Below are 14,426 nucleotides of genomic sequence, written 5' to 3'. Positions count from 1 at the left end.
GCGGTGTGGGAGGTGGGGTGGTTGTCGGTGTCGATGAGGAGGTGGTGGCCGGGTGTTTCGGCCTGGGCGGAGCGGACCAGCCCCCACACCGCCGCCCCGGCCAGGTCCACGGGGGCATCCGTGTCGGTCACCGACACCGCGTTGTGAGTGAGGACGACGAGCGGCGGCGTGGCGCCGACTCCGTCCTGCGATTCCATGCCCGGGGACGACTGCAGGGCGTGCAGAGTGTCCGACAGTGCCTGCCGCAGCGCGGCGGCCGGGCTGTCGTCCGCCTGAGCCGTGACCCGGTGGATGCGCAGAGCCTCCAGCCCGACAGCCGCATGGTCTTGGCCGGCCCGTGCCGGGACCGGGGTCCAGTCCAGGTGGTAGAGGGCCTGTCGGACGGCGTGACTGATGGTGTGAGGGTCGGATGGGGCGGGGCGGGTGGTGAGGGAGGTGACCGTGGCGACGGGGGTTCCGTGGGGGTCGGTGAGGGTGATGGCGGTGGTGGCCGGTCCAGTGGGGCGGAGGTGGACGCGCAGGGCGGTGGCTGCGGAGGCGTGGAGCCGCACGCCCTGCCAGGCGAACGGCAGACGCACACCTGGCCCCTGCCCGCCGTCGTCACCGTCGTCCTGGCCGGTGCCGGCCAGGGCGTGCAGAGCGGCGTCGAACAGTGCCGGATGCAAGCCGAACCCCGCGGCCTCCTCGACGGCCCGGGCCGGGAGTTCGACCTCGGCGAACACCTCATCCCCGCGCTCCCACAGCGCACGCACCCCCTGGAACACCGGACCGTACACAAGACCCTGCCCGGCCAGCCGCTCGTAAAGCCCGTCCACCGGCAAGGCAGTCGCCCCCTCCGGCGGCCAGACCACCAGGTCCGAGGCCGACGGCTCGGAGGTCTCCTCCCCTGCCGGCACGACAACACCGCCCGCGTGCCGGAGCCACGGCTCATCAGGGACGTTCTCAGCGCGCGAGTACACCGCCACCGAGCGCGCACCCGAACCCTCGGGCGCACCCACAACCACCTGAATCACAACACCATCACGCTGCGAGAAAACAAGCGGGGCCTCGATGGTCAACTCCTCGACAACCGGGCACCCCACCTCGTCCCCCGCCCGGATCGCCAACTCCACGAAACCAGTACCAGGAAGCAGTACCTTGCCCATCACCTCGTGATCAGCCAGCCACGGATGCGAACGGGTAGAAAGCCGCCCCGTGAACACCACACCCCCGGAGTCAGCGAGAGCAACCGCAGCGCTCAGTAGTGGGTGCTCGGCGGTCTCCAGTCCTGCCTGCTCCACATCCACAGCGTCTTCCGTGGCGTCCATCCAGTAGTGCTTGTGCTGGAAGGGATAGGTCGGCAGGTCGATGAGGTGGGCAGGCTGGCCTTCGAAGAGGGCCGGCCAGGCTATGGGCACACCTCGGGTGTGCAAACGACCCAGAGCCTGCAGCAAATGAGTGGCCTCGGGTCGGTCCCGGCGCAGAGCGGGAACCGCGTCCCCGTCCTGATCAGCCAGTGTGGACAGTGTGGCGTCGGGGCCGATCTCCAGGAACGTGGTCACGCCTTCGGCGCGCAACGCCTGCATGCCGTCGCCGAACCGGACCGCCTCCCGTACGTGGCGCACCCAATATCCGGGAGTGCACAGCTCCTCCGGGTCCGCGAGAGCACCGGTGAGGTTCGAGACCAGCGGAATCACCGGCGAGTGGAAGACCACAGACTGGGCCACCTCACCGAAAGCCGCCAGCATCGAGTCCATCACGGGTGAGTGGAAGGCATGGGACACCCGCAACCGCCGGGTGTGCTCGAAGCGGGCTGCGGCCGACAGCACGGCGGATTCCTCGCCGGAGATGACCACCGCGTCGGGGCCATTCACCGCCGCGATCGCCACCCGCTCCAAGCCTTCCAGGACTGCGATGACTTCGCGTTCGGTGGCCCGCACCGCGACCATCGCACCCCCGGCAGGCAACGCACCCATCAGCCGAGCCCGGGCTGCTACCAACGCACAAGCGTCGGGCAGGGAGAACACTCCGGCCAGATGCGCGGCCGCCAGTTCGCCGACGGAGTGCCCGGCAACGTAATCAGGCCGCACACCCCATGACTCCAGCAGTCGGCCCAGAGCGACTTCCAGTGCGAAGAGTGCTGGTTGTGCGAACTCCGTATGGTGCAGGCTGCCGTTGCCTTCGGTTTCTGCTGATGGCCACATGATTTCCTGCAGGGGCAGGCCGAGTTCTTCGGTGACCTCGTCCAGGGCGTGGGTGAATGCGGGGAAGGTGTCGTACAGCTCGCGGCCCATGCCCAGGCGTTGGCTGCCCTGGCCGGAGCAGATGAACGCCAGCTTGCCCGGGCGGACCATGCCCGTCAGGGCCTTCGCCCCCGCTTCGCCCTCGGCGACCTGGCCCAGACCGCCCAACAGCTCGGTTATCTCCGTGCCGACTACCACTGCCCGGTGTTCCAGTGCGGCGCGGGTGGTGGCCAGCGAGTACCCGACGTCCACCGGGTCCAGGTCTTGCTCAGTCATGTGGGTTGCCAGTTGAGCGGCCTGCGCCCGCAGCGCCGGTTCGGTACTCGCGGACAGCAGCCACGGCACCACCGGCAGAACCGGGACGGTCTGCTCGCTCTGCTCAAGACGCTCAGCTTGCGGGGCTTCCTCGAGAATGAGGTGGGCGTTGGTGCCGCTGATGCCGAACGAGGAGACGCCCGCCCGGCGCGAGTGACCGTTGTGCTGCCAGGGCTGGGCCTGGGTGAGCAGCTCCACCGCCCCCGCCGACCAGTCCACATGCGAGGACGGCTCACCCACATGCAACGTCCGGGGCAACAGGTCGTGCCGCATCGCCATGACCATCTTGATCACACCGGCCACCCCGGCCGCCGCCTGGGTATGCCCGATGTTCGACTTCAACGACCCCAGCCACAACGGCCGGTCCCCCGACCGGTCCTGACCGTACGTGGCCAGCAGCGCCTGCGCCTCGATCGGGTCACCCAACGTGGTCCCCGTGCCGTGGGCCTCGACTGCGTCGATGTCGGCCGGGGAGAGGCCTGCGTGGGTGAGGGCTTGGTGGATGACGCGTTGTTGGGCGGGGCCGTTGGGGGCGGTCAGGCCGTTGGAAGCGCCGTCCTGATTGACCGCCGAACCCCGAATGACCGCCAGGACTTGATGGTTGTTGCGGCGGGCGTCGGAGAGCCGTTCCAGGACGAGGACGCCCACGCCCTCCGACCAGCCGGTGCCGTCGGCGTCCTCGGAGAAGGACTTGCAGCGTCCGTCGGGGGCCAGGCCCCGCTGGCGGCTGAACTCGACGAACGTGTCCGGGGTGGACATCACGGTTACCCCGCCGGCCAGGGCAAGGCTGCAATCACCGTTACGCAGAGCCTGAGCAGCGAGATGCAGGCTGACCAGGGAGGACGAGCAGGCGGTGTCGACGGTGAGGGCCGGGCCTTCCAGCCCCAGTGTGTAGGCGATGCGGCCGGAGATGATGCTGCCCGCACTCGCCCCGGTGGGGTAGTCGTGATACATCACCCCGGCGAACACCCCGGTCGGCGTGCCCTTCAGCGTGGCGGGCACGATCCGGGCGCGTTCCAACGCCTCCCACGAGACCTCCAGCAGCAGCCGCTGCTGCGGGTCCAGTTCGCGTGCTTCTCGTGGGGAGATCCCGAAGAACTCCGGGTCGAAGCCGGCCGCGCCGTCCAGGAATCCACCTTCCCGGACGTAGCTGGTGCCCGGGCGTGCGGACTCGGGGTCGTAGAGCCGCCCCAGATCCCAGCCCCGGTCGACAGGGAACGGGGCAACACCGTCCATGCCCTCCGCGACCAACTGCCACAAGTCCTCAGGACTGTTCACCCCGCCGGGGTACCGGCATGCCATTCCGACGATCGCCATCGGCTCGTCCGCATCGGCTGCCCGCAGTGGTGCTGCGGTGGTGGTGCTGCCCGCTGGAGTGTCGAGGAGGTGGGTGAGGAGGTGGTGGGTCAGGGTGGTGACGGTGGGGTAGTCGAAGACCAGGGTGGCGGGCAGGCGCAGGCCGGTGGCGGTGGTCAGGGCGTTGCGGAACTCGACCGCGGTCAACGAGTCGAAGCCCATCTCGTTGAATGCCCGGCCCGGTTCGATCACCGTGTCCGGGCCGAAGCCCAGCACCACCGCCACCTGAACACCCACCAGATCCGCCACGAGCGACAGCTGCTGGTCCGCGTCCAGGCCATGCAGCCGACGCGCCAGTGACGAGCCGTGCCCGGCCCGCACGCTCGCGCGACGGCCCTGCCTCCCGACCAGCCCGTGTAGGACGGCCGGAACCTCCCCGTCCGCCGCATGCAGACCAGCCAGGTCCAACCGCACCGGAACCACAGTCGGCACCGACTCCGACTCCGGCACCGCCAAGGCCGCGTCGAACAGGGCCAAGCCCTCCTGATCGGTAAGGGCCAGGATGCCGGAGCGGGCCAGCCGGGCACGGTCCTGCCCGGTCAGCCGGCCCGCCATCCCCTGCGCCTGCTCCCACGGCCCCCACGCCAGCGACCGCCCAGACAGCCCCAAACCCCGCCGGTGCTGCGCCAGAGTATCCAAAAACGCGTTCGCTGCCGCGTAGTTGGCCTGGCCCGCACCGCCGAAGACACCCGCGATCGACGAGAACAGCACGAACGCCGCCAGGTCCATCTCCCGGGTCAGTTCGTGCAGATGCCAGGCCGCGTCCGCCTTCGGACCCAGCACCGACTCCAGCCGCTCCGCAGTCAGATCGGCCAGCAGAGCATCGTCCAAAACCCCGGCCGCATGCACCACACCAGCCAGTCGACGAACCGGATCGATACCGGCCAACAGCCCGGCCAACGCGTCACGGTCGGCGACATCACACGCCTCGACCCGCACCACGGCACCGAGCTCCGACAACTCCGCCACCAACTCACCGGCACCCGGAGCCGCCAAACCCCGGCGGCTGGTCAGCAGCAGATGCCGTACCCCGTGCCCGACCACCAGATGCCGCGCGACCAACGCCCCCAGACCACCCGTACCACCAGTGACCAACACCGTGCCGTCCGGATCCCACGGCGTGGGAGCTTCGGCGGCCCGGGCCTGGACGCGCGCCAGGCGGGAACCGTGGCAGACGCCCTCGCGGATCAGCAGCTCCGTTTCCGTGCCTGCCGTCTGGTCCAGGGTGGCCAGCAGCGCCTCGGAGTCCGGATGGCTGTCCAGGTCGGCGAGCACGATCCGGCCGGGGTTCTCCATCTGCGCGGACCGAGTCAGGCCCCAAACGGCCGCCGCGGCCGGGTCGATGGCCTCTTCGAGGGAGCGGGCCACGGCTTCCCGTGTGACGACCACCAAGGTGGACGCCGAGAACCGTTCCTCGGCCAACCAAGCCTGCAGCGCGTCCAGTGCCTGTTGTGCCCTCCGGCCAACCGGTCCTCCGGATTCCCGGAGGTCAAGGACGACGACGTCCGCCGCGTCCACGGCCGTCAACTCCGATGCGGACCGCGCGGTGGTGACAAGCCGCTCACTCACCTCGCCGGGAACGGCGGCCGGTGTGACGGGAATCCACTCCATCTGGAAGAGCGAACGATGGACGTCGGCCGTCGTCTCACTCAGCTGTCCGGCCGAGATCTCGCGGTAGGCGAGAGAGTCCACTGTCGCAACGTGCGCGCCAGCGCCGTCGGCCAGCGTCATCCGCAGTGCGGAACCGGCCGCCGAGATCTTCACCCGTAGCTGCGAAGCGCCAGCGGCGTACAGGCGAACCCCGCTCCAAACGAAGGGAATTGCAGGGCCACTGCCCGTATCGCCGTCGCTATCGCTGTCGTTGCCGCCGCCGTCGACGAAGAACTTGGCGTGCAGGGCAGCGTCGAGCAGCGCAGGGTGAATGCCGAACTCGGCAGCGTCAGCGGCGGCTGTCTCGGGCAGTTCGACCTCGCAGAACACCGTGTCTTCCAGCTGCCATGCCGCCCGCATCGACTGGAACATGGGCCCGTACTCAAGTCCGTATCCGACGAGCCGCTCGTAGAAGTCGTCGAGTGGCAGTGGGGTGGCGTGGGCGGGCGGCCATGTCTCCATGCCTGTCGGCCGGTTGGCCGGGGCAGTGTCCGGAGCGAGGACTCCTTCGGCGTGCAGGGTCCATTCCTCGTCGAGGGCCGCGTCCTCGGGCCGCGCGTGTACGCGTACCTCCCGACGCCCCTCCGCATCGGGAGCGCCCGCCATCACCTGGACCGCCACCCCACCCCGCTCGGGCAGGACCAACGGCGCGTGCAGCGTGAGCTCCTCCACGACCGCGCAGCCCACCTCGTCGCCCGCCCGGATGGCCAGCTCGACGAAGCCGGTGCCGGGGAACAGCACAGTGCCCATCACCGTGTGATCGGCCAGCCACGGCTGCCCCTGGACCGACAGACGGCCCGACAGCACCACACCCCCCGACCCGGGCAGCTCCACCACCGCACCCAGCAACGGGTGTTCCGCACTCACCAGCCCCGCAGCACTCACTTCACCCCCCACCTGAGCAGAGCTCGTCCAGTAGTGCTTGTGCTGGAAGGGATAGGTGGGCAGGTCGATGACGTGGGTGGGCCGGCCTTCGAAGAGGGCTGGCCAGGTGACGGGTACACCTCGGGTGTGCAAGTCGCCCAGAGAGCGCAGGAGTTGGGCGGGCTCAGGCCGATCCCGGCGCAGGGCAGGAACCGCGTCCCCGTCCTCATCGGCCAGGGCAGTCAGCGTGGCGTCGGGGCCGATCTCCAGGAACGTGCCAACTCCCGCGTCGCGCAACGCCCGCATGCCGTCGCCGAACCGGACCGCCTCGCGCACATGGCGTACCCAGTACTCGGGCGTGCACAGCTCCTCCGGGTCCGCGAGAGCACCGGTCAGGTTGGACACCAACGGAATCACCGGCGGATGGAAGGTGACCTGCGCAGCGACCTCACGGAAAGCCGCCAGCATCGGGTCCATCAACGGCGAGTGGAAGGCATGGGACACACGCAACCGCCGCGTGCGCTCGAAGCAGGCCGCAGCCTGCATCACAGCGCTCTCCTCGCCCGAGATCACCACGGCATCAGGGCCGTTGACCGCCGCGATCGCCACCCGCTCCAGACCGAGCTCCTGGTCCGCCAAAACCGCCGCAACCTCGTCCTCGGTGGCCCGCACCGCGACCATCGCACCACCCGCAGGCAACGCACCCATCAACCGACCACGCGCCACCACCAACGCACACGCATCCGCCAACGAGAACACCCCGGCCAGATGCGCAGCCGCCAGTTCGCCGACAGAGTGCCCGGCAACGTAATCAGGCCGCACACCCCACGACTCCAACAACCGACCCAGCGCCACCTCCAGCGCAAACAACGCCGGCTGCGCAAACTCCGTACCATCCAAACGACCGGGGCCTTCAGCCTCGCCCTCCGGCCACATCACCTCCCGCAGGGGCAGGCCCAGCTCCCCAAACACCTCGTCCAGGACACGAGCGAACACCGGGAACGACTCGTACAACTCCCGCCCCATACCAAGCCGTTGACTGCCCTGACCGGAGCAGATGAACGCCAGCCGACCACCGACAGGCACCCCACCCAGCCGCTCACCCCGGGCCACCGCCCCCAGCCCGTCCACCAGCTCAGCCGTATCCGCACCGACCACCACCACCCGGTGCTCCAGTGCCGCACGCGTCGCAGCCAGCGAATACCCGACATCAACCGGGTCCAGATCCCGCCCGCCGACATGAGCGGCAAGCCGAGCCGCCTGCTCCCGCAACGCCTCCCCCGTACGAGCCGACAACACCCACGGCACCGCCGGCAAAGCCGGGCCAGACCCCTCGGCCTCCTCGGAACTCTCCGTACTCTCCGTTTCCGGAGCCTCTTCGAGGATCAAGTGGGCGTTGGTACCGCTCAGCCCGAACGAGGAGACGCCCGCCCGGCGCGGGTGGTCATCGTCACGCGCCCACGGCCGTGGCCGGCTGAGCAGCTCCACCGCGCCCGCCGACCAGTCCACATGCGGCGAAGGCTCATCCACATGCAACGTCCGGGGCAACACACCATTGCGCATCGCCATGACCATCTTGATCACACTCGCGACACCCGAAGCCGCCTGCGTATGCCCGATGTTGGACTTAAGCGAGCCCAGCCACAACGGCCGGTCCCCCGACCGATCCTGCCCATACGTGGCCAGCAACGCCTGCGCCTCGATCGGGTCACCCAACGCCGTCCCCGTGCCGTGCGCCTCCACCGCATCCACATCCGCCGCAGCAAGCCCTGCACTCGCCAACGCCTGCCGGATCACCCGCTGTTGAGAGGGACCGTTCGGAGCGGTGAAACCGTTGGAGGCACCGTCCTGGTTGACCGCCGAACCCCGGATGACCGCCAGGACCCGGTGACCGTTGCGCCGGGCCTCGGACAACCGCTCCAGGGCGAGGACGCCGACGCCCTCGCCCCAGCTGGTGCCGTCGGCCGCGGCGGAGAACGCCTTGCAGCGGCCGTCGCGAGACAGCGCGCCCTGGCGGCTGAACTCGGTGAACATGTCGGGCGTGGACATCACGGACACGCCACCGGCCAGGGCGAGCGAGCATTCGCCCCGCCGCAGTGCCTGACTGGCGAAATGGATGGCGACCAGCGACGACGAGCATGCCGTGTCCACCGTTACCGAGGGTCCTTCGAGGCCCAGGGTGTAGGAGACGCGGCCGGAGATGACACTGCCCTGGACGGCGCTGGCGACGTAGTCGTGGTGCATCAGGCCCGCATACACGCCCGTCGGGCTGCCCTTGAGTGTTCCCGGGTCGATGCCGGCACGTTCGAACGCCTCCCAGGACGCCTCCAGCAGCATCCGGAACTGGGGGTCGAGCCGCAGCGCCTCACGTGGGGAGATTCCGAAGAACTCCGGGTCGAACTCCGCGGCTTCGTAAACGTATCCGCCGTCGAGGACGTAGGTGGTCTCCGGGCGGCTGAGTTCGGGGTCGAGCAGGCGGTCGAGGTTCCAGCCCCGGTTAGTGGGGGGATCGGAGGTGATGCCGTCGACGCCGTCGGCGACCAACTGCCAAAGGCCCTCGGGGCTGGTGACACCGCCGGGGTAGCGGCAGGCTATGCCGATGACGGCGATCGGGTCGTCGTCGCCCTCGGTGGGCGTGGCCATGGGGGCCGCCACGAACAAGTCGGTACCGGATGCCTCGGCGAGCAGGAAGTCGGTCAGGGCACGCGAGCTCGGGTGGTCGAAGACGACGGTGGCAGGCACCCGCAGGCCCGTCGCGGTCTGAAGGCGGTTGCGCAGCTCGACGGCGGTCAGGGAGTCGAACCCCAGCTCCTGGAAGGCGCGTTCTGCCTCGATGGCGTCGGCCGTCGCGTGGCCGAGGACGGCCGCCACATGGGTGCGGACCAGGTCGAGAACGGTCCGCTCCCGGTCGGCGTCGGACAGCCCGGCCAACTGTGCGGCCAGCGCCGGTGTGTCGGCCGCCGGCAGTTCGTTGCGGGCCGCTCGCCGGAGTGGTGCACGGACCAGGCCCCGAAGAATGTGCGGGATGCCGTCGGTGCGGGCCTGGATCGCCGCGGTGTCGAGGTGGATCGCGAGAGGCACGGGCTCCGCCGCTGCGACGGCCGCGTCGAACAGCCGGAGTCCTTCGGCGACGGTGAGTTCGAGCATGCCCCAGCGGTTGACGCGCGCCACGTCGGCCGTGCTGAGCTGCCGCCTCATGCCCTGGCCCTCGCCCCACAGGCCCCAGGCCACGGTCCGGGCGGGCAGGCCCTGTGCGCAACGGAGTTCGGCAAGGGCGTTCAGGAAGAGGTTGGCCGCCGCGTAGTTGCCCTGTCCGGGGCCGTTCACCAGGCTGGCCGACGAGGAGAACAGTACGAACGCGGTCAGGGGCATGTCGCGGGTCAGCTCGTGCAGGTTCCAGGCGCCGTCCACCTTGGGCCGCAGCACGTGGTCCAACTGCGTCGGGGACAGGGCATCGATGACGCCGTTGTCGGCGACACCGGCGGTGTGGATGACGCCCGTCAGCGGGTGTTCGGGGTCGATGGTGGCGAGGAGTGCGGCCAGGGCCTCACGGTCGGCGACGTCGCACGCCTCGACGCGCACCGAGGTGCCCGTTCCCGCTGCTCCGGCTGCTCCCGCTGCTCCTGCTGCGGACAGTTCCGATACGAGGTCGGCGGCGCCGTCGGCAGCCAGGCCCGCGCGGCTCACCAGCAGCAGGTGGCGTACGCCGTGCTCGGCCACGAGGTGCCGGGCCACGACGCTGCCCAGGCCGCCGGTGCCGCCCGTGATCAGTACGGTTCCGGCGGCGGGCCACGCGGGGGCGAGGGCCTCTTCGGTGGCCGGTGCCGCGATGGTCTCCAGCCGGGGAACGAGAGCCGCCCCGGCGCGCAGCGCAAGCTGTGGCTCGCCCGAGGCGACGGCGGCGGCGACGGCCACCTCGGAGGCCGGGTCGTCCACGTCGATCAGCACGTACCGGCCGGGAGTCTCCGCCTGAGCCGACCGCACCAGCCCCCAGACCGCCGAGCCCGGGAGATCGGTGACCGCCTCGCCGTACGCGGCGGAGACCGGCTCGCCCTCCGTAGCGGAGATCGCCTCGCCGTACGCGGCTGAGACCGCCCCGCGCGTCACCACCACCAGGCGTTCGGGTCCCTCCCAGTCCTGAAGTGCCGCCAGGACCTGGTGTGTTGCGGAGCGGACCTGTTCCGGGACGGGGCCCTCCAGGTTGCGAGGGCTGTGCAGCACGGTGAAATCCTCGGCGGCCGCCGAAGCCGTTCCGGTGTCCGCCGGGGCGAGGGGAGCCGGTGTCCAGTTCACCCGGTACAGGGACTCCCCGCTGCCGGCACCCCGGAACCCGCTGAGCTGTTCCACCGAGACGGGCCGGGCGATCAGCGAGTCGACCGTGAGTACGGGGGCACCTGCGGTGTCGGCCACCGACATGCGCAGTCCCTCGCCGTACGGCGAGACCTTCACGCGGACCGAGGAGGAACCCGAAGCCAGCAGGGAGACACGGTTCCAGGCGAACGGGATCGAGGTCTCCCCCATGCCCTTGTCGTCGTCCGCGCCACCCGAGTCCAGGAACCGGGTCTGCAGAGCGGCGTCCAGCAGGGCCGGGTGCACACCGAACCCGGCGGCGTCGGTCTGCGCCTCGGCCGGCAGCACGATCTCGGCGAACAGGTCCGTGCCGCGCCGCCAGGCGGCGCGCAGTCCCTGGAACGAAGGGCCGTACGCGAAGCCCTGCTCGACCAGCCGCTCGTAGAGCCCGTCCACCGGCAAGGCAGTCGCCCGCTCCGGCGGCCAGACCACCAGGTCCGAGGCCGACGGCTCGGAGGTCTCCTCCCCTGCCGGCACGACAACACCGCCGGCGTGCCGGAGCCACGGCTCATCAGGGACGTTCTCACCGCGCGAGTACACCGCCACCGAGCGCGCACCCGAACCCTCGGGCGCACCCACAACCACCTGAATCACAACAGCATCACGCTGCGAGAAAACAAGCGGAGCCTCGATGGTCAACTCCTCGACAACCGGGCAACCCACCTCGTCCCCCGCCCGGATCGCCAACTCCACGAAACCAGTACCAGGAAGCAGTACCGTGCCCATCACCTCGTGATCAGCCAGCCACGGATGCGAACGGGTAGAAAGCCGCCCCGTGAACACCACTCCCCCGGAGTCGGCGAGGGCAACAGCGGCGCTCAACAGCGGGTGGTCGACGGGTCCCAGGCCGATCGACGCGGCGTCTCCGGTGGGAATCGCGCCGTCCATCCAGTAACGCCGGCGCTGGAAGGCGTACGTGGGCAGGTCTACGGGGCGGGTGGGCCGGTCCTTGAAGAGTGCGGGCCAGTCGACGGGGACGCCGCGGGTGTGCAGGTGCCCGAGTGCGTTCAGCAGGTGGGGAGCTTCGGGCCGGTCCCTGCGCAGTGCGGGGACCGCGTCCACGTCCTGGCCGGCGTCCACGTCCTGGCCGGCGTCTGCGGCCAGGGTCGCGAGGGCGGTCAGGGTGGCGTCGGGGCCGATCTCCAGGAAGGTGCCCACTCCCGCGTCGCGCATCGCCCGCATGCCGTCGCCGAACCGGACCGCCTCGCGTACGTGGCGTACCCAATAGCCGGGCGTGCACAGCTCCTTCGGATCCGCGAGAGCGCCGGTGAGGTTGGAAACCAGCGGGATGACCGGCGGGTGGAACGTGACCGACTGAGCCACTTCGGCGAAGGCGGCGAGCATCGGGTCCATCAGCGGCGAGTGGAAGGCGTGCGAGACCCGCAGCCGCTGTGACCGCTCGAAGCGGGCCGCGACCTGTGCGACCGTCGCCTCGTCGCCGGAGATGACGACCGCGTCGGGGCCGTTCACGGCCGCGATCGCCACCCGCTCCTGACCGATTTCCTGGTCCGCCAAAACCGCCGCGACTTGGTCCTCGGTGGCCCGCACTGCGACCATCGCACCACCCGCAGGCAGGGCACCCATCAACCGGCCGCGCGCCGCCACCAACGCACACGCATCCGGCAGCGAGAACACTCCGGCCAGATGCGCAGCCGCCAGTTCACCGACGGAGTGCCCGGCGACATAGTCCGGCCGCACACCCCACGACTCCAACAGCCGCCCCAGCGCCACCTCCAGAGCGAACAACGCCGGCTGCGCGAACTCCGTACCATCCAAACGGCCGTGGCCTTCAGCCTCTTCCTCCGGCCACATGACCTCCCGCAGGGGCAGGCCCAGTTCGCCGATCACCTCGTCCAGGACACGAGCGAACACCGGGAACGACTCGTACAACTCCCTTCCCATGCCCAGGCGTTGGCTGCCCTGACCGGAGAACACGAACGCCAGCTTGCCCGGGCGGACCGGACCCGACGCGACACCTGCTCCCGCCTCGCCCTCGGCGACCTTGGCCAACCCGCCCAGCAGCCCGGCGCGGTCGGTGGCGGTGATGGCCGCACGGTGTTCGAACGCGGCGCGGGTGGTGGCCAGTGAGTGGGCGAGGTCGCGCAGGACCAGGTCGGGCTGCTGTTGGACGTGGGACAGCAGTTGGGCGGCCTGGCCGCGCAGTGCCTCCTCGTTCCTGCCCGAGACCAGGAATGGCGGCAGCGGTGTTTCGGCAGACGCGTTGGCACCCGGCTCGGACCGGGGCGGGCTCGCCTGTGCCTCGTCCTCGGGCTCCGGGGCTTCTTCGAGGATGAGGTGGACGTTGGTGCCGCTCATGCCGAAGGAGGAGACACCCGCCCGGCGGGGACGGCCCTCGGGACGCCATGTCCGCGCATCGGTCAGCAGTTCCACCGCCCCGGCCGACCAGTCCACATGCGAGGTCGGCTCGGTGACATGCAGGGTTCGGGGCAGCAGGTCGTGGTGCATGGCCATGACCATCTTGATCACTCCGGCCACCCCGGCCGCCGCCTGGGTGTGACCGATGTTGGACTTCAGCGAGCCCAGCAACAACGGCCGGTCCGTGGGCCGTTGCCCGTACGTGGCCAGCAGCGCCTGGGCCTCGATCGGGTCACCCAGGGTGGTGCCGGTGCCGTGTCCCTCGACGGCATCGACGTCAGCCGGTGTCAGGCGGGCGTTCATGAGGGCCTGGCGGATCACGCGTTGCTGGGCGGGCCCGTTGGGGGCGGTCAGGCCGTTGGAGGCACCGTCCTGGTTGACCGCCGAGCCGCGAATCACGGCCAGGACCCGGTGACCGTTGCGCTGCGCTTCGGACAACCGCTCCAGCATCACCAGACCGACGCCCTCGGACCAGCCGGTGCCGTCGGCGCTCTCGGAGAAGGGCTTGCAGCGGCCGTCGGCGGCCAGGCCTCCCTGACGGCTGAACGCGACGAACGGCTCGGGCTTGACCAGCAGCGCCACTCCCCCGGCCAGCGCGAGCGAGCATTCCTGGCGTCGCAGGGACTGGCAGGCGAGGTGCATGGCGACGAGCGAGGAGGAGCAGGCAGTGTCCACGGTCACGGCCGGGCCCTCCAGCCCCAGCGTGTAGGACACCCGCCCGGTGATCACGGCACCGGCGCTGCTGGTGCTCATGTGCGCCTCGGCGATCTCGGGCCGGGTGGCGACCAGTTCGCCGTAGGCCTGGCTGCTCGACCCGACGAACACGCCGACCGGGCCGCCGCGCAGTGAGTGGGGGTCGATGCCGGCTCGTTCGCAGACCTCCCACGCGGTCTCCAGGATCAGCCGCTGCTGGGGGTCCATGGTGAGCGCCTCGCGCGGCGATATGCCGAAGAAGCCCGGATCGAAGTCGCCGATGTCCGAGACGAAGCCGCCCTCGTGTACGTACGAGGCGCCCGGCCGGTCCGGGTCGGGGGTCAGGAGGGCGTCGAGGTCCCAGCCCCGGTCGGACGGAAAGGGCTCGATCGCGTCGTTTCCCTCGGAGACCAGCCGCCACAGGTCGTCCGCCGAACGGATGCCTCCGGGATAGCGGCAGCTCATCGCGACGATGGCGATCGGCTCCTGCTCCTGGGCCTCCGCCTGCCGCAGTCGCTGACGCGTCTGGTGCAGTTCGGCGCTGACCTTCTTGAGGTAATCGAGAATCTTCTTCTCGTCCTCCACCACCGTCACCCCACT

The 14,426-nt window shown here is 70.2% G+C and carries 1 protein-coding gene; it reads right to left on the bottom strand.

Annotated elements, in window-relative coordinates:
* The coding region (locus ACFWXQ_RS44870; protein WP_386270348.1) for an SDR family NAD(P)-dependent oxidoreductase at positions 1 to 14,411 on the bottom strand (14,411 nt) is incomplete at its 3' end.
* Positions 14,412 to 14,426: the final 15 nt, after the last annotated feature.

Origin of the sequence: Streptomyces sp. NPDC058697 (assembly GCF_042715345.1) — a bacterium.
Lineage (GTDB): Bacteria > Actinomycetota > Actinomycetes > Streptomycetales > Streptomycetaceae > Streptomyces > Streptomyces liliifuscus.
Note: the sequence above shows the minus strand (reverse complement) of the source record. Positions and strands in the feature narration are given on the sequence as shown.